The 20,623-nt window shown below is 64.4% G+C and carries 19 protein-coding genes; 13 read left to right on the top strand and 6 right to left on the bottom strand.

Annotated elements, in window-relative coordinates; translation table 11 throughout:
* Window position 1 precedes the first annotated feature (1 nt).
* Window positions 2-856: a MaoC family dehydratase gene (locus AC1RGE_RS28160; protein ID WP_103290395.1), complete on the top strand. Its 855-nt coding sequence runs from the start codon at window positions 2-4 to the stop codon at window positions 854-856.
* A gap of 6 nt (window positions 857-862) precedes the next feature.
* On the opposite strand, the gene AC1RGE_RS28155 is transcribed toward AC1RGE_RS28160, so the two are convergent.
* Window positions 863-1,312 (bottom strand): DMT family transporter, encoded by a 450-nt coding sequence (locus AC1RGE_RS28155; RefSeq protein ID WP_011059072.1) that lies wholly within the window; start codon window positions 1,310-1,312, stop codon window positions 863-865.
* A 416-nt stretch (window positions 1,313-1,728) separates the two neighbouring features.
* Between AC1RGE_RS28155 and AC1RGE_RS28150 the strand changes: the two genes are divergently transcribed.
* Window positions 1,729-3,357: a collagen-like triple helix repeat-containing protein gene (locus tag AC1RGE_RS28150; RefSeq protein WP_103290397.1), complete on the top strand. Its 1,629-nt coding sequence runs from the start codon at window positions 1,729-1,731 to the stop codon at window positions 3,355-3,357.
* 191 nt (window positions 3,358-3,548) lie between these two features.
* Window positions 3,549-5,225, top strand: a complete 1,677-nt coding sequence (locus AC1RGE_RS28145) for a ShlB/FhaC/HecB family hemolysin secretion/activation protein (RefSeq protein WP_492585404.1) — start codon at window positions 3,549-3,551, stop codon at window positions 5,223-5,225.
* A 74-nt stretch (window positions 5,226-5,299) separates the two neighbouring features.
* Here AC1RGE_RS28145 and AC1RGE_RS28140 read toward each other — a convergent pair whose 3' ends face one another.
* Both AC1RGE_RS28140 and AC1RGE_RS28135 read right to left on the bottom strand, forming a co-directional pair.
* Window positions 5,300-5,710, bottom strand: coding sequence for a response regulator (locus AC1RGE_RS28140; RefSeq protein WP_015634016.1), 411 nt, complete (start codon window positions 5,708-5,710; stop codon window positions 5,300-5,302).
* Window positions 5,711-5,892: 182 nt separating this feature from the next.
* Window positions 5,893-6,099, bottom strand: a complete 207-nt coding sequence (locus AC1RGE_RS28135) for a Flp family type IVb pilin (protein ID WP_011059068.1) — start codon at window positions 6,097-6,099, stop codon at window positions 5,893-5,895.
* A gap of 327 nt (window positions 6,100-6,426) precedes the next feature.
* Here AC1RGE_RS28135 and cpaB point away from each other — a divergent pair, with 327 nt between their 5' ends.
* Genes cpaB through AC1RGE_RS28095 form a run of 8 tightly spaced genes read left to right on the top strand, consistent with a single transcriptional unit; the run spans window position 6,427 to window position 13,889 of the window.
* Window positions 6,427-7,362, top strand: a complete 936-nt coding sequence (gene cpaB / locus AC1RGE_RS28130; protein WP_401021013.1) for a Flp pilus assembly protein CpaB — start codon at window positions 6,427-6,429, stop codon at window positions 7,360-7,362.
* A gap of 19 nt (window positions 7,363-7,381) precedes the next feature.
* The gene (locus AC1RGE_RS28125; protein WP_011059066.1) at window positions 7,382-8,635 is read left to right on the top strand and encodes a type II and III secretion system protein family protein; all 1,254 of its coding nucleotides are present in this window, start codon (window positions 7,382-7,384) and stop codon (window positions 8,633-8,635) included.
* Window positions 8,632-9,819, top strand: coding sequence for a CpaE/TadZ family protein (locus AC1RGE_RS28120; protein WP_011059065.1), 1,188 nt, complete (start codon window positions 8,632-8,634; stop codon window positions 9,817-9,819). The genes AC1RGE_RS28125 and AC1RGE_RS28120 overlap by 4 nt, the downstream gene beginning before the upstream one ends.
* A complete protein-coding gene (locus AC1RGE_RS28115) occupies window positions 9,816-11,090 on the top strand; it encodes a TadA family conjugal transfer-associated ATPase (RefSeq protein ID WP_011059064.1) in 1,275 nt (424 codons plus the stop codon). Before AC1RGE_RS28120 ends, AC1RGE_RS28115 begins: the two co-directional genes overlap by 4 nt.
* Before the next feature lie 16 nt (window positions 11,091-11,106).
* Window positions 11,107-11,988: a type II secretion system F family protein gene (locus AC1RGE_RS28110; protein ID WP_492585402.1), complete on the top strand. Its 882-nt coding sequence runs from the start codon at window positions 11,107-11,109 to the stop codon at window positions 11,986-11,988.
* 1 nt (window position 11,989) lies between these two features.
* On the top strand, window positions 11,990-12,874 hold the full coding sequence (locus AC1RGE_RS28105; RefSeq protein ID WP_011059062.1) for a type II secretion system F family protein: 885 nt from the start codon (window positions 11,990-11,992) through the stop codon (window positions 12,872-12,874).
* Window positions 12,875-12,885: 11 nt separating this feature from the next.
* Window positions 12,886-13,620, top strand: a complete 735-nt coding sequence (locus AC1RGE_RS28100) for a tetratricopeptide repeat protein (RefSeq protein ID WP_053148881.1) — start codon at window positions 12,886-12,888, stop codon at window positions 13,618-13,620.
* Entirely contained in the window at window positions 13,620-13,889 is a 270-nt protein-coding gene (locus AC1RGE_RS28095) for a DUF3613 domain-containing protein (RefSeq protein ID WP_015634009.1), read from the top strand. Before AC1RGE_RS28100 ends, AC1RGE_RS28095 begins: the two co-directional genes overlap by 1 nt.
* A gap of 43 nt (window positions 13,890-13,932) precedes the next feature.
* On the opposite strand, the gene AC1RGE_RS28090 is transcribed toward AC1RGE_RS28095, so the two are convergent.
* Window positions 13,933-14,724 carry a response regulator transcription factor gene (locus tag AC1RGE_RS28090; RefSeq protein ID WP_065364925.1) on the bottom strand — a complete coding sequence of 264 codons (792 nt, stop codon included), beginning with the start codon at window positions 14,722-14,724 and terminating at the stop codon, window positions 13,933-13,935.
* Between the two features lie 126 nt (window positions 14,725-14,850).
* The gene (locus tag AC1RGE_RS28085; RefSeq protein WP_053156241.1) at window positions 14,851-15,318 is read right to left on the bottom strand and encodes an A24 family peptidase; all 468 of its coding nucleotides are present in this window, start codon (window positions 15,316-15,318) and stop codon (window positions 14,851-14,853) included.
* A 74-nt stretch (window positions 15,319-15,392) separates the two neighbouring features.
* On the opposite strand from AC1RGE_RS28085, the gene AC1RGE_RS28080 reads away from it, so the two are divergent.
* Both AC1RGE_RS28080 and AC1RGE_RS28075 read left to right on the top strand, forming a co-directional pair.
* Window positions 15,393-15,830: a TadE/TadG family type IV pilus assembly protein gene (locus tag AC1RGE_RS28080; RefSeq protein WP_011059057.1), complete on the top strand. Its 438-nt coding sequence runs from the start codon at window positions 15,393-15,395 to the stop codon at window positions 15,828-15,830.
* Window positions 15,827-18,595 carry an ATP-binding protein gene (locus AC1RGE_RS28075; protein WP_492585400.1) on the top strand — a complete coding sequence of 923 codons (2,769 nt, stop codon included), beginning with the start codon at window positions 15,827-15,829 and terminating at the stop codon, window positions 18,593-18,595. The genes AC1RGE_RS28080 and AC1RGE_RS28075 overlap by 4 nt, the downstream gene beginning before the upstream one ends.
* Here AC1RGE_RS28075 and AC1RGE_RS28070 read toward each other — a convergent pair.
* The gene (locus AC1RGE_RS28070; RefSeq protein WP_103290410.1) at window positions 18,580-20,574 is read right to left on the bottom strand and encodes a pilus assembly protein TadG-related protein; all 1,995 of its coding nucleotides are present in this window, start codon (window positions 20,572-20,574) and stop codon (window positions 18,580-18,582) included. The genes AC1RGE_RS28075 and AC1RGE_RS28070 overlap by 16 nt on opposite strands.
* Window positions 20,575-20,623 lie beyond the last annotated feature (49 nt).

The raw sequence follows: 20,623 nt of genomic DNA, 5'->3' as shown, positions 1-20,623 counted from the left end.
AATGACTGCACACTGGCACGAACTGAACCTGCCCGCGTCCCTGCCGCCGCTGTTTCTCAAAGCGGCAATGCGCCGACGGATCAACGGCACGCAGTTACCCGAATACGGCCTGCGCTGCTGGATCAGCCTGACCCCCGGGCAACTGGCGGGCTACCGCAAGGTCTGCGGCTTTGCCGATAACGGCCTGCTGCCCGCGACCTACCCCCATGTACTGGCGTTTCCCTTGCAGATGCAGCTGCTCACTGCCCGGGACTTTCCATTTCCGCTACTGGGGCTGATTCACCTGGGCAACAGGATTCGTGTGTTGCGCCCCATGGGCAATGTCAGCAGCGTTCGAATCGGGGTCCAGGTGTGCAACCTGCAACCCCACGCCAAAGGCGCAACATTCGACCTGGTGACCACAGTGGACGATTTGCTGGGCCCCCTCTGGGAAGCGCAAAGCCGCATGCTCTGCCGTGGAGTCAAGTTGGCGGGAGAACCTTCCAGCCAACACTTGCCCAACGCCGACAACCTCGGCGAAGTCGCCTGCTGGCGCGCCGAGCGCGATATCGGCCGGCGCTACGCCAGGGTTTCCGGCGACTACAACCCGATCCACCTGAGCGCCTGGAGCGCCCGGCTGTTCGGCTTTCCCCAGGCCATCGCCCATGGCCTGTGGAACAAGGCGCGCACCCTGGCAGCCCTGAGCGAGCATCTGCCAGCAGCGAACATCGAAGTGACGGTGCAGTTCATGAAGCCCGTGCTGCTGCCCGGCGAAGTACGCCTGCTGGCCAGTGCCGGGGGTTCAAGCGGAGAACTGCAGTTGCTGGGCAGCGGCGAGTTGCAGCATATGCTGGGCAACTGGCAGCCCATCGCCTGAGGGGCCTCAGCCCCGGCGGATCAACACCACCCCGACGACGATCAGCAGCAATCCGGCAATCTTGCCGAGGCTGACCGGCGCTTCCCGAAACCCTACCCAGCCAAAGTGGTCCAGCGCCAGAGCCATGCTCAACTGGCCGGCCAGCACCAGCGACATGAACAGCAGGGCGCCGACCCGCGGCCCGGCAAAGGCGGCCGTGGTAATGAAGAACGCCCCCAGCAGGCCGCCGCACCAATGCCACCAGGTCAGGCCCTTTAGGGCACCCAGGGTCGGCATTTCGCGCTGCAGCACTACCAGCACCAGCAGCGCCGCGGTGCCTACGAAAAAAGAGATCAGGGCCGCAGCCAGCACCCCGCCGACCTGCTTGGCCAGTTGACCGTTGATTCCGGCTTGCAGGGCGAGAAAGGCTCCGGCAACAAACGGCAGGCACAGCAGCCACCAGACGGGCGTCAGCATATTGAGCTCCAGAGAGTTTTGGGCGGCGCAGTATAAACCAGGCCACCATCCCATCCCCCTGCCAGCCATTAAACGCCAGCGAAAAAGTGCAAGTACCGCGAGCTCAGCACAAAAACTGCCTATTAATTGTGTATATATAACTTTAGTTGAACGAGCACTTTCCAAGGACACTACAAAACATCAAATCATTGTTTTAAAACAATTCATCACACACTAGGAGCGCCAACCAATACTTTGAGACTAGCTACTTGTAAATCAATTAACCGAACAAAATAAGTCATTAATACCAAGTTCATAATTGTTCAATTTATTCCCTGCGCCTTTTATGTAGACAACGGACGAAGGTATCTCCAGCGCAAGAACTGGAGAGCTATCGAAAACAACGAACGTTGTAACAGGTGCAAGGAATACCAGACATGAAAACTCAATTCGGATGGAAAGCGTTAACGGCAATAACCATGATCCTGACCCTCAGCCTGGCAGGCTGCAGCGGCGGTGGTGGCGGTCATAAAAGTGGTGGCAGCAGTTCGCCAGCCAGTGCCAGCGGCGGTACTGACGGCACCGGTGGCACTGGTGGCGGCACCGGCGGAACAGGAGGCACTGGAGGTGGCACTGGTGGTACCGGTGGAGGCACAGGTGGTACCGGCGGCACTGGCGGAGGCACAGGTGGCACAGGTGGCACAGGTGGAACTGGCGGCACCGGAGGAACTGGCGGTACCACCACTCCCCTGACGACCAGCAGCCTGGTCTCGGATCTGGGTACCACCCTCAGTGGCGTCGGTACCGGTGTCAGCGGCCTGGGCACTTCCCTGGCCACCGTACCCGTGGTTGGAGGCGTGGTACAAAGCGCCGTCAACACCACCGGCAACGTGGTGGACACCGTCGGTGACGGCCTGACCAACGGCCTCGGCACTTTGGGCACCGATCCCAAGGCCCTGAGCAAGACCACCGCCACCGTCGGCAACGTGGTCAGCGATGTGGGTACCGGGGTCACCGACCTCAGCGGCAAACTGGCAACCACCACCCAGAGCGTTCCGGTAGTGGGTGGCCTGGTGACCAGGGTGGCTCCGGTAGTCGGCGGCGTAGGCACCCGGGTGACCATGCTCGGTAATACCCTGAGCACCGTCACCAGCAGCGGACCTCTGGGAACACTGACCGACAATGTCGGCGATAAGGTACTGGTTCCAGTGGTCAGCCTGGCGGAAGACGTGACCGGCAATATCGGCGGCGCCACCGGTCTTGGCTCCCCTGTAAAAGGTCTGCTCAATGGCGTAGCTCAGGCCGTGGACAGCACCGGTAACAAGATCACTGACGCTGGCAACGGCAACCCTGTAACAAATCTGTTGGGCAACACCCTGAGCAACGCAAGTACGGCCGTGGGCACTGCCGGCGGCTATGTGAGCAACTCGGGTAGCGGAACCGGGAATGGCAGTGGCCTCGGCGGCAACAACGGCCTGCTGGAAACTGTCGGCGGTGCAGTGGCCAACTTGAGCAACGGCCTGAATGCCGGCAATACCAACGGTACCGTTAGCGCAGGCGGGGTCACCGGAGCGGCAGCCGGCAACCTGATCGCCTCGGTAGGCGGCGCTCTGGGCGGCAGCGGTACCCCTAACCTGGTAGTCACTGCACCATTGGCCAGCGTCGGAGTGAGCCTGGGTTCGGCATTGAACCCCGTCACCAGTTCGGTTGCCGGCCTGACTCAGCAAGTAGGTGCAGCTACCGGCCTGGGTAGCCCGACCAGCAGTCTTCTGGGCCAGGTGGGCGGCGCAGTCAGCAACGTAGGCGCGGGCGTGGCCAGCAATAGTGGCGCCAATCCGATAGGTACCGCCTTGGGCGGCACCCTTGGAGCCGTGGGCAACACCGTGGCTTCGGTTGGCGGCCTGGTCAACGGCGGCACAGCGCCCAGTGGCGGCTTGCTCGGTGGCCTTGGCGTAGGCGCCAACGCCAGCGCCAGTGGCAGCGCCTCTGCCGGTGCGGGCCTCAATGGCGGCCTGGGTGGCGTGCTCGGCGGCCTGACCGGCGCCCTGGGCGGCAACAAGAAATAATTTGCACCTGGCCGATTCGACGGCCTCACCTGCAGCGCCTACGCTTGGTTGAGGGCGAGAGATTCCCATGAGTCTCTCGCCTTTTTGTTTATCCAGAGACAAGCATCCAGAGCCAGATCGTGGCCAAGACCCGAGCGGCAACTGGAGCCAGGAACTTTCTACACCGCTGCGGCTCGACCATGGAGTGTCCTATGCGCACGTTGGCCAGTTTGTTGTTAGTTGGATGCTGTACCTCCGTTTACGCCGACTCCCTTCCGCGCTTTCTCAACAGCAATGACAGCATCAACAACCTGCCCCAACCCAACCTGCCGGTGGATGCCTACCGCCCGGCAACCCCGCAACCGCAACTGCCCGAGCAACCCACTGCGCCGCAAGGCCAGCAGCCGCTGATGATGGGCACCAAGGTCACGGTGCGCCAGGTGCAGATCGAGGGCGGCACGGTCTACCCCCTGGAAGAACTGGCAGCGATCTACCAGCCACTGATCGGCCACGAGGCCAGCTTCGGCCAGTTGATCGAAGCCACGCGCAGCATTACCCGGCGCTATCAGAAGGACGGCTACCTGCTGTCCTACGCCTTCATGCCACAGCAGAACTTCGACCAGGGCGTGCTGCGGGTAGTGCTGGTGGAAGGCTACATCCGGGACTACCAGCTGCAGGGCGACATCGGCCCGGTATCCGCCTACCTGGACAAACTGGTGAGCAAACTCAAGGCCGAGCGCCCGCTGACCCGCAAGACCTTCGAACGCTACACCACACTGATGAGCAAGGTTCCCGGGGTCACCCTGCAGGCGGTAGTGCCGCCACCGGGCACTACCGACGGCGCAACCCAACTGGTGGCCGTGGCCAGCCGCAAGGCCATCGCCACCACCCTCAACAGCACCGACGACAACCGCAACGGCCTGCAGGCCCTGGTGGGCATCACCAGCAACTCGCAGACCGCCTGGGGCGAACAGCTCAGCCTCAGCGGGCTGTTCCCGCCGGGCCACGACAAGGAACACTACTACCGCCTGGACTACAGCCAGTTGCTGGGTTCGGAAGGCACGCAACTGAGCCTCTACGGCGCCCGCTACCGCGCCGACCCACGGAGCAACGTGCAGCTGGACAACGGGATCGAGCTGGAGCCCCATCGGGAGAACGACCGCTTTTCCATCGGCGTCAGCCACCCTTTCATCGCCTCGCCCAATGAAATGCTCACCGCCGGCACACGCCTGTATGCGGTAAATGACAAGACCCGTTACCGGGTCAGCAACAGCCCGCTGACCCTGGAAGAAAAAACCGACATCCGCGCCCTGGCGCTTGAGGCGGACTGGAGCAAGTCCGATCCGCGCCAACTGCGGATTCTCAGCGCCGGCCTGTATCGGGGCCTGGACAGCATGGGCGCCGAGACCAACAACAGCCTCTATGATCTGGATTTCTTCCGCCTGCGCCTGGCCGGGGTACAGAGCGATCGTTTCCTGGACAATTGGCAAGGCGTGCTTTCCGCCGCCTGGTACTGGAGCAAAGACAACCTGCCCGACAGCGAGCGGGCGTCCTTTGGCGGGCAGAACTTCGCTCGCGGCTACCCCGATGACCAGGCGACCGGGGACAAGGGCTGGGGCGTGGCCTACGAAGTGAACTACAGTTTCAACCGCGAGGGGCCCTGGGTGCGTGTGCTGCAGCCCTATGTGGTGCTGGACCGCTCCAAGACCTGGTTCAACCAGCTGCCGGTCAGGGGCAGCAGCCTGTCATCCGCCGCGGTCGGTTTGCGTTTCGGTGATGCCAAGCACTACAACATCGCCCTGGAAGCGGCCAAGCCAATGTCCGATGAAGCCCTCGACACCTACAACCGCAAGCCACGCTATACCTTGAGCTTCAGCTATCAACTTTGAGCATCCGGATGACTGAGACCCGCTTTCGAGCGGGTCTTTTTTTGCCGCCAGGACAGCACCGGCCAACCCTGGGGTCAGGGGCCAACGACATGCAGCCGGGGTTCGGGAAACAGATTGTTGAGGGTTTCCAGCAGGCGCACGTGGTAGATCGGCTTGCGAAACAGGTCCAGGACCTGCAGCCGCAGCAGGTCGCTGACGTCATCCATGTCGGCATGCCCCGACATGACGATCACCGGCAGGTGCTGGCGCGCGGTGTGCTCGCGCAGGCGCTTGATCAGCGACAGGCCGCTTTCCTCGGGCATGCGCAGGTCAGTGATTACCAGGGCGATATCCGGATGCCGGGTGAGGTGGTCCAGGGCAAGTTTCACCGAGGTGGCAGTGAAGCAGCAGAAACCCTCGCCTTCGAGCAGTTCGGCAAGCTCCAGCAATGCATCCTCTTCGTCATCGACCAGAAGAAGTTGCTGACGTGAGGATGGGGAAGTCATGGACGGTACCCTGGTGTGAACTTCATGCAAGTGGGTGAACGCAGCCAATGCACAGCCGGCCGGGCGCAACCCAACCATCAGCAGGCCTTTGGTTAGGCAAACCGCAGGCCTGCACGAGACCCGGAGGGCTGGAAGGTCGGGCGATCACAGCCCAGCGGCTGCTCAGCTGGGCCCCTCCATGCTCAAGGGGTAGGACGGGTGACGGTGGTGCCTCCGAGGTTAGTCAGGATGTTGTTGAAAATGGCCAGAACACGATCGCCCAGGGGGGTGACGAACGCCACGACCACAACGGCCACCATGGCCACGACAATGGCGTACTCGATGGCGGATGCGCCTTCGGTGCGGTCAAAAAACTGGCGCGCCCTGAGCAACAAGTATTGGAAAATCATCCTAGCTCTCCTTGCGCCGCAAGGCGCCGTTGGAACAGCACCGGGCAAATTCCCCGGTGCCACCTGAGCATTGTCAACAAAGACCGGCCCAGCAACTGTAAGAACTGATTAGTCAGTAAGTATTAATTGGAAGGTAGGCGCCAAAAAACCTGCCCATGTGGACAGACTCATCCCTTTGTTAGCTATTTTTGGGTGAGTTAATGGCATTTCGTCCTAGCTCTACTACCTTCACATAGCGAAATAGTTGCATGTTCATAGCTGCCTGATTGCGAAATTAACTCGTTTGGAATCACGGGCTGGTAGTGCAGCAGGAAAGGGAGAGCCTTCATGAACAGTCGCCTCACCATGGGTCTGGCCGGACTTCTTCTGGTAGGTGCGGTGTTTTTCGGTTACTGGGGCCTGGTTCTCAGTCGTAAACCCGAACCAGCACCACCGGTTCAACCCGTGGCGCCCAGTGTCGTCGAACCAGCCACCACCAGCGCAGAAGACCAGACCCGCCAACCGGTGGTCGTGCTGGTGCGCGATGTGCCGCCCTTCGTGCCCCTCGCCGCCGACGATCTGGCGCTGGAAAAACTGCGTACCGCGCCGGCCGGCAGCCTCAGCGCCATCAGCCAGGCGGTGGGCCGTACACCCTGGCGGCAGTTGAATGCCGGCACCTGGCTCAATGAGCAGAGCTTCAGTACCGGCGGTGCCCTGGCGCGGATGATTCACAGTGACGAACGAGCCCTGGCGGTCGCGGTCGACGAGGTGATCGGCGCCGCCGGGCAACTGAGCCCGGGGGACTATGTCGATGTCGTGCTGTTCCTGCGCCAGGACACCAGCAACCCGCAGCAGTCGGCACAGATCGCCGTACCCGCCATGCGCGTGCTGGCTGTGGGCGAACAGCTGGGCCTGGCCAATGACGGGCAGCCCGCCTCCCCCGGGTTGAGCAACGAAGAAAAGCTCAAGCAGGACCAGCGCCGGCTGAATGCGCGCACGGTGGTCCTGGCCGTCCCCGAACAGCTCTTGAGCCGGCTGATGCTCGCCACCCAGGTCGGAGTGCTGCGCCTGGCCGTGCGCAGCAGCGAGGAACAGCGCCTGGCCCATTACTGGGCCGGCAACGAAGAAGCCCGCGAGCACCTCGATGCCGCCAACAGCAACCTGTTCCAGTTCACCCAACTTGCCCTGGGCAGCGCCCCGCGCGCACCGGCCGCCCAAGGTGGCGCCGCACGGTCGGCGGTGGAAGTGATCCGGGGCAACCAAGTCACTCAACAAACTCCCTGATTGAGCAAGGATGCACTACATGCGCAGTCGTTCCATGCCACTGTTCTCCGCACTGCTGACCCTGAGCCTGGGCCCGCTGCTCTGCACCCAGGCCCTGGCTGCGGCGGTGGCAGGCTGTTCGAGCCTGGCACCGTTGCCCGCAGCGCTGGAGATCGGCGAAGGCTTGCAGCAGGAGCTGCAATCTGCTGTGGCCATCACCCGCCTGGCGGTGGGCGACCCGAAGATCGCGGACGTCCAGACCACCGGCAACAAAGCCTTCCTGCTCACCGGCATGGCGCCCGGCGCCACCAGCCTGATGGTCTGGACCGCCTGTGCCAGTACCCCACGCCAGAGCATGGTGTTTGTCCAGGGCCGGGCCACCGCCGACATGAGCACCGGCCGCCTGCCGGCCAGTGACGATCCACTGCTGCCCAGCCAGGTGCAGACCGACATCCGTTTTGTCGAAGTCAGCCGCACCAAGCTCAAGGAGGCCAGCGTTTCGATCTTCGGCCGCGGGCACAACTTCCTGTTCGGCGCGCCCGGCACCGCCCCCGTCACCGGTGGCACCTCCGGCAGCGTGACCCCGACCTTCGGCGGCCGCCGGACCAACATCCCGCTGGACAACGGCACCTTCAACATCGGCTTCGGCAACGGCCGGGTGCTGACCCTGATCAACGCCCTGGAAGGCAGCGGCTTCGCCTATACCCTGGCAAGGCCTTCCCTGGTGGCCCTCAGCGGCCAGAGCGCAAGCTTCCTGGCCGGGGGCGAAATCCCCATCCCGGTGCCCAGCACTGGCAGCAACAGCGTGACCATCGAATACAAGGAGTTCGGTATCCGCCTGACCCTCACGCCCACTATCGTCGATCGCGGGCGTATCTCCCTTAAGGTTGCCCCGGAGGTCAGCGAACTGGACTACAGCAACGCCGTGACCATTGCCGGGACCCAAGTCCCGGCGCTGACCGTACGCCGCACCGATACCAGCATTTCCCTGGCCGACGGCGAAAGCTTCGTCATCAGCGGCCTGATCAGCACCAACAACAGCTCTCAAGTGAACAAGTTTCCAGGGCTGGGGGACATTCCGGTGCTCGGTGCCTTCTTTCGCGACACCACGATCAATCGCGAAGAGCGTGAACTGCTGATGGTAGTGACTCCGCACCTGGTCCAGCCCCTGGCCGCGGACGCCAAGCTGCCGGCCCTGCCCGGCGAACGGCTGCGCAACTACGACCCGAACTTCTACCGCATGTTCTTCCTCGAGAACGGCAACTTCGACAAGCGCAGCGGGTTGTCGCAATGAACCAGGACCTGAGCCAGACGTTTCTCGCCATCACCCGCAACAGCACCGACCTGGAGTGGCTGCAAGGCGCCCTGGCGCCCCTGGGCCAGGTCGTGGGTGCCGATGGCAGTCTCGACGAACTGCTGGCACTGGTGGATGTGACCTTCGCCAACCTGGTGTTCGTCGGCCTCGATCGCGAACACGTGGTGGCCCAGGCGGCCCTGATCGAAGGCGCCCTGGAGGCCAAGCCGATGCTGGCGATCGTCGCCCTCGGTGATGGCATGGACAACCAGCTGGTGCTCAATGCCATGCGCGCCGGCGCCCGCGACTTCGTCGCCTACGGCTCGCGCTCCAGTGAAGTCGCCGGGCTGGTCCGGCGTCTGAGCAAACGCCTGCCGGCAGTGACACCCAACACGCAACTGGGCGGCCTGACCGTGCTCTATGGCGCCCAGGGCGATGGCGACGGCGCCCTCCTGGCCAGCCACCTGGCGCTGGTGGTGCAAAAGAGCGGCCAGCAGACCCTGCTGCTGGACCTGGGCCTGCCCCGGGGCGACAGCCTGGCGCTGCTGGGCCTGGAAAGCTCGTTCCACTTCGGCGACGCCCTGCGCCACCTGCGGCGCCTGGATGCCACGCTGATCGACAGCGCCTTCACCAGCGCCGAGGCGGGCCTGCGGATCCTCGCCTACGCCAGCCACGACGCGCCTCTGGAGCACACCAGCGCGGCGGAGCTGTACATGCTCCTCAGTGCCTTGCGCCAGCACTTCCAGCACATTGTGGTGAACCTTGTCGGCCAGCCGGACAGCGAGGCCCTGCGTACCTTCGTCAGCCATTGCGACAAGCTGCTGTGGTGCACCGACCAGAACGTGCTCGACTGCCGGCGCAACCTGGCCGTACTCAATCACTGGCGTGAAAAAGGCATGAAACTCGAGCATGCGCGCTTGCTGGTCGACCGCTACCTGCGCACCGTGGCACCGGATTCCGAAACCCTGGGCAAGACCTTCGGCCTGGAGGTGATCGCGGTGCTGGCCTACAGCCCCGAGGTGCGCCTGAACGCCAAGAACCAGGGCGTTACCCTGTTCGAACTGGCCCCGCGCGAGGCCCTGACCCAAAGCCTGCGTACCCTGGGCGAGCGGCTGGCGAAACGCTCCCAGGGCCTGCCCAAGCCCAAGGCCGGCTGGCTCAATCGCATCATGGGGGGCAGATGAGCGGCGAAAAACTCTTTGGCGCCCCACCCCGCGCAGGCGCCGGCAACAGCGACCACGAAGGCCTGAAGCTGGTGCTGCATCGCTACATCATCGATGCCATCGAAGAGTCGGGGAAAAACCTGCTGGAAAGCTCCCGGCAGAACCTCTCGCAATTCGTCACCGACAAGGTGGCGGAGTACATCGCGCGCATGCACCTGGCGATCTCGCGCTATGAAATGGAGCGGCTGGCCGAAGAGATCGTCGACGAGCTGACCGGCTTCGGCCCCCTGGAAGTGCTGTTGCGCGATCCGGCGGTGACCGAGATCCTGGTGAACGGCCCGCATCGGGTGTTCGTCGAACGTGAAGGCGTGCTGCACCAGAGCGACCTGCGCTTCATCGACGCCCACCATGTGGAGCGGGTGATGCAGCGGATTCTCGCGCCCCTGGGCCGACGCCTCGACGAGTCCTCGCCGATGGTCGATGCGCGCCTGCCGGACGGCAGCCGGGTCAACGCGATCATCCCGCCCATCGCCCTGGACGGGCCCTGCCTGTCGATTCGAAAGTTTCGCAAGGACATGCTCAAGAGCAGCGACCTGATTGCCATGCAGACCATCGACCTGGCGATCTTCGAATTCATCCAGGAAGCGGTGGGCAAGCGCTGCAACATCCTGATCAGCGGCGGCACCGGCACCGGCAAGACCACCCTGCTGAACATCCTCAGCCAGTTGATCAACCCCCATGAACGGCTGGTCACCATCGAGGACGTGGCCGAACTGCAGCTGGGCCACCCCCACGTGGTCCGCCTGGAAACCCGCCCGCCCAATGCCGAGGGGCACGGCGAGGTGAAGGCTAGCGACCTGATCCGCAACGCCCTGCGGATGCGTCCGGACCGGATCATCCTCGGCGAGATCCGTGGTGTGGAAGTACTGGACGTGCTGACCGCAATGAACACCGGCCACGACGGCTCCATGAGCACCGTGCACGCCAACAACGCCCAGGATGCCCTGCTGCGCCTGGAAACCCTGGTGGGCCTGACCGGCCGCCAGATCGCCGAGCGCACCCTGCGGCAGATGATCTGCGCCGCCCTGGATGTGGTGATCCAGTTGACCCGGATGCCCGATGGCCGGCGTTGCGTTAGCGAAGTCGTGGAAGTGGTGGGCATACGTGACGACATCTACGTCACCAATACCCTGTTCCGCCTGGATCGTCGTACCGGCTTCGGCTTCCTGCGCGAGGCGATGAACCCTGCGGGTGACAAACTGCGCCGCGAAAGCGGGCTGGGCGTCAATTGAACCGGCGAGGTGGCCCATGATCGGTCTGCTGTTTACCTTGATCTGCCTGCTTCTGCTGGGGCTTTCCGGCTGGCTGTTCTACCACGGCGTGCACAAGACCGAGCGGGAACGAGTGCTCAACCGCCTGGCCGAAGGGCAGCCCGACCTGACGCCGCAACGCACCTCCTGGGGTGGCCTGGAGCGCGCGTTCGCCCGGGCCGGCCTCGGCCAGCCCAGCGAGCGCCTGGGCCTGTGGCTGGCGGTGTGGGTGGTGCTGGTGCTGCTGGGCTATGTGCTGGCGAGCTGGCTCGGCCTGTTGGGCGGCATCCTCCTGCCACCCCTGCTGCTGCGGCTGTATATCGCCTGGCTGTATCAGCGCCGGCTCAAGCGCATGATCGAACAACTGCCGGCCTTGCTCGATCACAGCGTGCGCAGCCTGAAGTCCGGGCGCACCCTGGCGGACGCCGTGCTGGGTGCCATCGAGGCCAGCAACGACCCGCTGAAGAACGCCATGGGCCGCATCCAGCGCAACGTGCAACTGGGGGTCAACCTGCCGGACGCGGTCAGCGATTTTGCCGAGTTCTACGAGCAGGACGAACTGCGCATGTTCGCCCTGGGCCTGAAGGTCAATCATCGCTACGGCGGCAACGCCAGCGAGTTGCTGGAAAACCTGATCAAGCTGATCCGCGAGCGCGAGCAAGGGGCGCGGCAACTGAGCGCGATGACCGGGGAAACCCGCATGACCGCCTGGGTCCTGGGGACCCTGCCGCTGTTGCTGGTGGGCTACTTCATGCTGACCAACCCGGGCTACATGCTGGGCATGTGGCACGACTCCGCGGGGCAGAAAATGCTGATCACCGCGGTGTGCCTGCAGATCTTCGGCTGCCTGGCCCTTTGGCGCATGTTGAGGAGCATCTGAAATGCTGGTTCTGGCCGCTGCACTGATGTTTCTCGGGGCGTTGCTGCTGCTTGGCAACGGTGTGCTGGAACAGCGCCGGCGCGAGCGCCAGATCGCCCAGCGCTTGCAGGGCAACATGACTCGCGACAGCCGCCTGGGCAACTGGCTGCGACTGCTGGGCGACAGCCGCTTCGGGCAGCGCGCGGTGAGCATGGACAGTGAAACCCAGACCCTGCTCAACCGTCTGGGCTGGCGCCGCGCCAGAGAGCGCTCACTGTTCGCCGCCAGCCAGATCGCCACGCCGGTGCTGGCCGTGTGCCTGGTGATCTTCATCCAGGAAGTGGCCTTTGCCCAGGCCCAGAGCAAGTGGCTGGTACCCATGCTGGCACTCGGTGCCGGCTACCTGCTACCCAAGCGCGCGCTGGCCTACGCCGCCAAGCGCCGGCAGAAGCACATCGCCCTGGAGATCTCGACCTTCATTCCCCTGCTGCGCATCCTGTTCGAGTCGGGCATGGCAGTGGAACAGGCGTTACGCGTACTGAGCAGCGAAGCGCAAAAGCTGCTGCCGGAACTGACCCAGGAACTGCGCCTGATCCTGGCCCGTGTCGACTCGGGGCTGGAGCTGGGCCATGAACTCAACCAGACCGCCACCCTGCTGGCGGTGGACGAGTTCACCGACACCTGCGTGATTCTCCAGCAACTGATCCTGCAGGGCGGCGGGGCAATGAAATCGCTGCAGGCGCTCAAACAACTGCTGGACGACCGGCGCCTGACCCGCCTGCAGGAATACATCTCGAAAATGTCCGCAAAAATGTCGGTGGTGATGATGCTGTTTCTCTTCCCCGCCCTGTTGATCGTGCTGGCCGGGCCAGGCTTCACCGCCATCGCCCGGGCCTTCGCTTCCTAAGAGGGAACCTGATGAAAGCCATGATTGCCGTTGCCAGCCTGTTGCTGCTCGGAGGATGCGCCAGCAACGGCCAGACGCCCTGGGCGGCCCTGACCAACTCCAGCAGTTGCGCCAAGCTCAGCTCCGAGCAGGAACTGGCAGTGAACCTCGCCGACGAAATGGCCACCGATGGCAAGCTGCACGCCAGCCTGGCCAACCTGCAGAACCTGCCGGACAACCTCGCCGAGGTGCGCGTACGCAAGGCGCGAGTCTATCGGTTGCTGGGCCGCAGTGAGGCCGAACCCTTGTACCGCAGCCTGCTGGGCTCGTGCCTGGCCGCCGAAGGCGAGCACGGCCTGGGGCAGTTGGCGGCGGCCAGGGGCGACAACGGCCAGGCCCAGGCGCACCTGCAACGGGCCGCGCGCCTGGCGCCGACCAATGAAAGAATCCGCAATGACCTGGGGGTGGTCTACCTCAACCAGTTGCGCATCGAGGATGCGCGCTTCGAGTTCCTCACCGCCATCGAACTCAAGCAGTCCGAGCCCCTGGCGGCCATCAACCTGGTGACCCTGTTGCTCTACCAGGACAACTGGCAGCAGGCCGCGCAAGTGGTCAGCCAGGCGAGCCTGAACCCGCAGCAGTTCGCCCAGGCCCAGGCCCGCGCCGAAGAGCTCAAGGCCCCGACCGCCCCACGCGCCAAGGTGACCCAGGTCGCCAGTGGCGCTACCACCTTGCAGCCAGACGCCGCACCCGCCAAGGAGCGCTGATGATGAAACTGCCGATGTTCTATTGCACTGCCCTGCTGGCGCTGCCCCTGGCCGCCCAGGCCATCGAGGCCGGCCCTGCTTCACCCCAGCAACAGGAAACCGAAGCCTGGCTACTGTTGCAGAACCGCAACCTGGCGTCCTCGCCCCAGCCTCAGACGGCCACGCCCACCGAACGCGAGCTGGCGCTGCAGCGCTGGCTGAAGAAATACAAATACGAGATCCCGGACCTGTACGACCCGGACGCCGGCGGCAAGGTGGAAACCAAGTAGGAGAAAGCCCGCAACCGGCGGCGAACGGCTCGCCGCCGCAGGCTCAGTGGGCAGTCACCCGCTGGCGCAGCCCGGAATTGCTCGGCGACAGGGCCAGGGCCAGCTGTGTGCGGTTATGCATGTGGGTCAGGCGCAGTACCTGGGAGACATACAGCTTGACGGTGTTTTCGGTGATCCCCAGCTCGCAGGCAATCTGGTAGTTGGTCTGGCCCTTGCCCACCAGTCGGGCCACATCCAGCTGCCGTGGCGACAGCTGGTTGAAGATGGCCGGGATCTCGATGGCATCCCCTTCGCCGGCGCCTTCGCCCCGGGCCTCTTCGCTGCGGCTGGTAGCCGGGCTGCGCCGGACCTTGTCCAGGTCCTGGTACAGGTCATCGATGGATTCGGAAAGAAACTGCAGCTTCTGGTTGAGGTGCCCCAGGTGCAGGTTCTTCTGCCGTTCCTGCAAGGCGACCTCCTGACGCTGCAGGCCTTCGAGGAGCTCGTCCAGGTCGATGGGCTTCTGGTAGTAGTCGGCGATGCCGGCGCGCAGGGCCTTGATCACGTCCTGCTTGTCGGACTGCCCGGTGAGCATGATGGCTTCGAACACCCGCTGCTTGCCGGCCATCCGTTGCAGTTCCTGGACCAGCTGAATGCCGTCCATATCGGGCATGTGCAGATCGCAGAGCACCAGGGAAATTTCCGGGTCCCTGTTGAAGCACTCCAGCGCCTGGCGGCTGGATTGGCAAGGGACACAACGGTAACCGCTGCTTTCGAGGAACTCGCAAAGCTCTTCGACAATCAGGGGCTGATCGTCGACCACGAGCACCTTCATCTGTGAGGTGAGCTTGTTCACGTGCTACTCCGTGCGGGCCAATCGCCGATTGGCCACTCCTGTGCTGCCACGCATGATCCGGGCAGCCACGACTTAAAACCTAGACCTACTTTCCGACTATGTACATAGCATTAATGGGTCCGGCGACTAGTGGATCACGCTCACAGTTAAGACCATTCCAGCCAGGACAAAGGGGGCAAAAGGGTATTTTTTTGACCCCCTCCCAACGCGCCCTGCCACGGGGGTATCAAGTGCTTGTTTCTGCTGGGGCCAGAGCCTGAGCACAAGCAGCCAGAGCAGGCTGCACAGACCGGCGGCGATGAACGTCCCCAGCAGATACAGGGGGCCGGAGGCCAGCCCCAGGGCCGCCATCAACTTGACGTCGCCGGCGCCCATCCGTCCGCTGGCGTAGCCGGGCAAGGTGAACAGCAACGCCAGCAACAACGCCCAACCGCCCTGGCTCGCGCCGGCCCCCAGCCAGGTCGTGCCGCTCCACAGCAGGTAGACCGTCGCCAAGAGCGCGGCGCCAAGAGTCAAGCCATTGGCAATATGCCGCTGACGCAAATCCTGCAGCGCACAGATTGCCAACCAGACCCACAAAACCCAGAAATGCATCAGCCAGAACGGTCCCTTTTGCCGGAATGGTCCTATGCTCAATGGACATAGTGGTTGTCAGGGTAGACGCACTCATGAAACCGGGCCTCCCTAGAAAGCAGAAAGGCGCTGTGGCGATCGAATTCGCCGCGGTGTTCGTGATCTTTTTCGCGGTGTTCTACGGTCTTGTCAGCTACAGCCTGCCGCTGCTGATGATGCAGTCGTTCCACCAGGCCACTGCCGAAGCGGTGCGGCGCGCGGTGATGGTCGACCCCAATACCCCGAACTACGCCACCACCGTGCAGAACCTCGCCAACAGCGTGGTGCAGACCCAGACCCAGTGGATTCCCCCGCCCTTCAACTTCGCCGCCACCGACTACAGTGCGGTGTACAGCGCCGGGGTGCTGACGGTCTCGGTGAACTACCCCACCAGCAAGCTGAACCAGGTGCTGCCGCGGCTGGTGCTGCCGGGAATCGGCCCGGTACCCAGCCTGCCCACCACCCTGACCGCTAGCTCGAGTCTGCAATTTTGACCTCTGGCGACAAGCTGCTCGGACGTCTACTGGGCCGCCAGGCGCTTCCCGCCGCACAGCCGCACAGCCCGCTGCCGCCCCAGGCGGTGGGCCTGCAACTGGTGCTCGATCAACAGGGGCGCATCCTCAGCAGCCACGGCCCGCTGCGCCACAGCCTGATCCAGCTGCCCCCCTCCCGGGAGCCACCGCACCTGCTGGACTACGTATTGCCCGGCAGCGTCCTGGCCCTTGAGGGCGGCCCTGCCGACTGGAGCGGCCAGGTGCTGGACCTGGACCTGCGCGGCGCCGGCGGCCAGCCCCTGCACCTGCGCGGCTGGGTCCAGCGCTGTGGGCAGGAATGGCACCTGCAACTGCTGGATATCGGCGACCTGGTCCAGCAGCGGCAACAGGCCCTGGGGCGCGAGCAGTGCCGGGTGTTTGCCGCCCAGGCCAGCGAACAGTTGCGCCTGTGCAACCTGACCCGCCTGCCGGACGTGCTCCACGACCAACTCACCGACCTGGCCCGCTATTGGCACATTCCCTGTCTCGGCCTTGCCCTGCTCGACGAGCAGGAGCAGGGCTGGGTGATCCACAGCTGCTACAGCGCCCATGACGCCCCGCGCCTGTGGCAGGAAGGCCAGGCCCTGGGGGCCGGCCTGGACAGCCTGAGCGGCAACACCCCGCAGCACCTGAACCAGATCCAGGGCCTCAACGAACACCCGCGACTGCAAGGCATCTTCGGCCATCGCGAAGGCTTCCTGGTGCCGTATCGGGATGATCACGGCGTCGCCGCCTGGCTCTTGTGCGGCTGCTACGCGGTCCAGCAGCATGCCCCGTACCTGCTGGATCGCGACTGGCTGATGCTCGCCGCAGCCCTCGCCGGGCCCTTGCTCAGTCGCTTGCGGGAGCATCGCCATCACCTGCATCTGGAACGCCTGGAGGCCCTCCAAGGGCTGCTGGGCGCCGGCTGGTGGGAGCTGTGCCCGGACACCGCCGAAGTAGTGCTGGCCAGCCGCCTGGCCGCCAGCCTGCACCTGCCCGAGGATGGCGCTCGCCTGAACGTGCAAGCCTGGCTGGAACTGATTCATCCCGCCGACCGCGGTGAACTCAGCAGCCGCCTGCAGGAACTGAAACTGGGCAAGCCGCTGCTGCTCAATGTGCGCCTGCACGAGCCCGACCCCAGCGCCCCCCAGCGCTGGTATCGCTTGCAGGGCCAGGCCCTGGGCCGAGGGGAAAGCCAACGCCTGGTGGGTTTCATGCTGGACATCAGCGACATCAAGAACCAACAGCAGCAGGCCGCCGCCGCCCATGCCCGGCTGGACAACCTGATCGCCAGTTCACCGGCGGTGATCTACGTCCAGCGTTACCAGGAAGGCGCCTTGCAGCCGAGCTTTTTCAGCGCCAGCCTGCAACCCATGCTGGGCTGGAGCCTGGCGGACTGCACGGCGCAGCCCCTGGCGGAGTGGGTGCACCCCGACGACCGCGACCTGTATTTCCAGCGCTGCCGCCAGTTGCTGCGCGAAGGCAGTGTGCATACCCGCTATCGGCTGCGCGATTGCCACGGGGCATACCACTGGGTGCTGGACGAAGCCAAGCTGCTGCGCGACGACCTGGGGTTGCCGGTGGAAGCCGTCGGCCTGTGGCTGGACGTCACCGAGGCAACCCTGGCCGCCGAACAGGTGCGCCAGAGCGAAGAGCGCTATCGGATCCTGGTGGAAGATTCGCCGGCGATGATCTGCCGCTATCGCCCGGACCTGACCCTGACCTTTGGCAACCGGCCGCTGGCGGCCTACCTGGAATGCGCCCCCAAGGAACTGCCGGGCAGCAACCTGGGGCAGTGGCTGTCCGCCGAACAGCGTGAAGGCTTCGAGCGCCGGCTCAAGCTGTTGAGCCCGGAATATCCCGTGAGCACCGCCGAGATCAACCTGCAATTGCCCGGGCGCGAACATGCCTGGTGGGTGTGGTCGGATCGCGGAGTGTTCGATGAACAGGGGCAACTGCTGGAAATCCAGGCCGTGGGCCGCGACAACACCGAAGTCCGGCGCGCCCAGCAGCAGCTCACGCAAAGCGCGAAAATGGCCACCCTGGGGGAAATGGCCACCGGGCTTGCCCACGAGATCAACCAGCCGCTCAACGTGATGCGCATGGCCATTGTCAACGTGCTCAAGCGCCTGGGCAATGGCGACGTGCAGATCGACTACCTCACCGACAAGCTCAAGCGCATCGACGCCCAGGTCCAGCGTGCGGCCCGGGTGGTGGACCACATGCGGGTGTTCGGCCGACGCTCGGAAGTGGAACAGCAGCCGTTCAACCCGGCCCACGCCATCGAAGGCACCCTCTCGCTGCTGGCCGAAGGCATGCGTGGCAAGGGTCTGGAGTTGCGGATCAGCGAGCTGGGGTTCGAGGTCCAGGTGCTGGGGTTTGTCGACCAGTTGGAGCAGGTATTGATCAACCTGCTGGTCAATGCCCGGGACGCCCTGCTGGGCAAACAGGAAAAGCAGCACGACTTCAAACCCTGGATCGCCGTGTACGGCCAGCGCGACGAGCAGTGGGTACGCCTGTGGGTCGAGGACAATGGTGGCGGCATCGACCCGCGCCTGCTGGAGCGGATCTTCGAGCCGTTCTTCACCACCAAGCCGGTGGGCATCGGCACCGGGCTCGGGCTGTCGGTGAGCTATGGCATCGTGCAGAACATGGGGGGCCGCCTGAGCGTCAGCAACAGCCAGGACGGCGCACGCTTCTGCATCGAACTGCCGATCGCCGAGGCGGATCAGATCACCAGGTAGGCCTTGCCGGTCTGCCCGCAGGTGAGGTTGGCCCCCACTTCCACGTCCATCAGGTTGATCCCCAGCCCCGACAGCAGGTTATTCAGCAGAGGGTCCAGCAGCGGGCTCAGGAGCCCGGTGATCAACGGCGTGAGCAGGTTGCTGACCCCGCTGATGGCCGAAGCCAGCCCCGTGACAATGGCTCCCAGCGGGTTGTTGTTGACCGGCTTGTAGACGATCAGGTTGATGCCGGCCAGGGTGCCCGCCAGGCTGTTGACGATGTTCGTGGTCGGGGCCGCCGTCTGGTAAGTCGGGGTCTGGTTGACGTTGGGCGGTATCGGAAACGGCGACGCCGAGCTGGAGAACACCAGGTCCTGGGTATTCTGCGCCACGCTGGTGTTGACCATCACCGCGATGCCGCCGCCCGCGTAGTGCACCACCGGGTCGCAGCGCCCCGGCAGGACCAGGAACTGGTAGCAGGTGCGTATGCCCAGGTCCACCAGCGGCAACGGCTTCACCACGGGCTCGGCGGCAGACGAAAAGGCATTGGCCGGGTCGATCTGGCCGACCTTCAAGTCGGCGATGGAACTGATGGCATGGGCGGTCAGGCTTTTGCTCCCGCTATTGTTCACCGGGCAGCTGTAGTCGGTGACATAGGCAATCGCGCCCCCCGCGTCCAGGCTCAGGTCGATCTCCGATGAGGAGGCGATGGCCGGGTATAGCTGTTCGCACCCCGCCCCCAGCAGGCATAACGCCGAACCCAGGGTCGCCACCAGGTTCAGGCTCAGCAGGCTGTTCAACACCGGGGTCAGCGGCGCCACCAGGTTGCCCACCGCGGTGCTCAACCCGGAAACCAGCGGCAGGGACAGATTGACCCGCACCAGGGTCCGTACCTGCGCAGTGCGCACATAGATCCGATTGGCGCCCGTGGGATCGGCCTTGGCCAGCGCCGGATTGCCGATGGCCGACAACTGCGGCGGCTCGATGACCTTGGCCTGCACCGTGATATTGGCCAGCCCCAGCACGTTGATCGGCAAGGTCGCCGCCACCGCGCTGTTGCTGTTGGACAACTGGATCACCGCCTGCAACAACTGGAACAGTTGCAGGTTGGCATCCAGGGCGGTGCTGGGCAGGCCGGTCTGCAACTGCAGGATATCTCCCAGCTTCAAGGGCGCGGCATTGATCGCGGCAACCTGCAGGTTGCCCAGGGCGGTCAGGATGTCGGCGGTGGCGCCATTGGCCTGGACCACGGTGATCGCCGCCTGGATCAGTTGTGTCACGCTGGTGGTGGTGTTGAGCAACTGGGTGTAATTGCCAGCGGCCACACCCAGATTGATCGCCAGTTGGTTGAGGTAGCTCAGCAGGTTGATGTTGGTGTTGAGCAAGCCGTTCCAGCCCACTGCGCTGAGGCTCAGGCTGCCCCCCAGCATCCCGCCCACCAGTGGGTTGAGAATGCTCGATTGCGCGGTACTGACGGTGCCCAGGGTGCTGCGAATGCTCAACTGCGCCACGGTGGGCGTCGGCGCCGCGGCAACGGCCGTGGCGCTGAGCTGGGTGGTGAGGTTGATCGGCCCCGGTGTGAACAGGGCCGCCACCCCCGATGCCACGCTGATGGGCACGGTATGGGTGGCGATCACCCGTATCGCCACCGCTTGTGCAGGGTTGGCAGTGAAGGTCCGCAGGCCGTTGGCCCCGGTGGTCAGGGAACCGCAGGAAGTGCTCAGGCTACTGCCGGTGGCTACGGTGAAGCCGTTGCGGGTGGCGTTCTGGCCGGCGTAGGCAGCGGCCGTCAGGCCGGCCTGGCAGGTGCCGCCACGGCTGACGGCCTCCAGCGCGGCGTTGTCCGCCACGCGCTGCAATTTGCGCTGTTCCATGTAGAGCCGGCCGCTGTCCACTACCAGCAACATCAGCAACAACGCCAGGCCGAAGGTCACCGCCGCCATCAGGCCAATGGCCCCGCGCTGACGGGCCGGGCCGTAAAACCGCTTCAGGGGAGACATCGGGGCACTCCTTTACCGGCTCGCAGCCGAGCGCTATCTCCATCGATGA

The sequence above is a fragment of the Pseudomonas sp. GW823-FHT02C05 genome (assembly GCF_058797595.1).
Note: the sequence above shows the minus strand (reverse complement) of the source record. Positions and strands in the feature narration are given on the sequence as shown.

What these genes read in the sequence shown, in the direction of transcription:
- AC1RGE_RS28110 (WP_492585402.1), top strand. Translation starts at nt 11,107, where the DNA reads ATGATCGGTCTGCTGTTTACCTTGATCTGCCTGCTTCTGCTGGGGCTT.
- AC1RGE_RS28145 (WP_492585404.1), top strand. Translation starts at nt 3,549, where the DNA reads ATGCGCACGTTGGCCAGTTTGTTGTTAGTTGGATGCTGTACCTCCGTT.
- AC1RGE_RS28140 (WP_015634016.1), bottom strand. Translation starts at nt 5,710, where the DNA reads ATGACTTCCCCATCCTCACGTCAGCAACTTCTTCTGGTCGATGACGAA.
- AC1RGE_RS28135 (WP_011059068.1), bottom strand. Translation starts at nt 6,099, where the DNA reads ATGATTTTCCAATACTTGTTGCTCAGGGCGCGCCAGTTTTTTGACCGC.
- AC1RGE_RS28150 (WP_103290397.1), top strand. Translation starts at nt 1,729, where the DNA reads ATGAAAACTCAATTCGGATGGAAAGCGTTAACGGCAATAACCATGATC.
- AC1RGE_RS28115 (WP_011059064.1), top strand. Translation starts at nt 9,816, where the DNA reads ATGAGCGGCGAAAAACTCTTTGGCGCCCCACCCCGCGCAGGCGCCGGC.
- AC1RGE_RS28120 (WP_011059065.1), top strand. Translation starts at nt 8,632, where the DNA reads ATGAACCAGGACCTGAGCCAGACGTTTCTCGCCATCACCCGCAACAGC.
- AC1RGE_RS28160 (WP_103290395.1), top strand. Translation starts at nt 2, where the DNA reads ATGACTGCACACTGGCACGAACTGAACCTGCCCGCGTCCCTGCCGCCG.
- AC1RGE_RS28100 (WP_053148881.1), top strand. Translation starts at nt 12,886, where the DNA reads ATGAAAGCCATGATTGCCGTTGCCAGCCTGTTGCTGCTCGGAGGATGC.
- AC1RGE_RS28070 (WP_103290410.1), bottom strand. Translation starts at nt 20,574, where the DNA reads ATGTCTCCCCTGAAGCGGTTTTACGGCCCGGCCCGTCAGCGCGGGGCC.
- AC1RGE_RS28125 (WP_011059066.1), top strand. Translation starts at nt 7,382, where the DNA reads ATGCGCAGTCGTTCCATGCCACTGTTCTCCGCACTGCTGACCCTGAGC.
- AC1RGE_RS28080 (WP_011059057.1), top strand. Translation starts at nt 15,393, where the DNA reads ATGAAACCGGGCCTCCCTAGAAAGCAGAAAGGCGCTGTGGCGATCGAA.
- AC1RGE_RS28095 (WP_015634009.1), top strand. Translation starts at nt 13,620, where the DNA reads ATGATGAAACTGCCGATGTTCTATTGCACTGCCCTGCTGGCGCTGCCC.
- cpaB (WP_401021013.1), top strand. Translation starts at nt 6,427, where the DNA reads ATGAACAGTCGCCTCACCATGGGTCTGGCCGGACTTCTTCTGGTAGGT.
- AC1RGE_RS28155 (WP_011059072.1), bottom strand. Translation starts at nt 1,312, where the DNA reads ATGCTGACGCCCGTCTGGTGGCTGCTGTGCCTGCCGTTTGTTGCCGGA.
- AC1RGE_RS28085 (WP_053156241.1), bottom strand. Translation starts at nt 15,318, where the DNA reads ATGCATTTCTGGGTTTTGTGGGTCTGGTTGGCAATCTGTGCGCTGCAG.
- AC1RGE_RS28105 (WP_011059062.1), top strand. Translation starts at nt 11,990, where the DNA reads ATGCTGGTTCTGGCCGCTGCACTGATGTTTCTCGGGGCGTTGCTGCTG.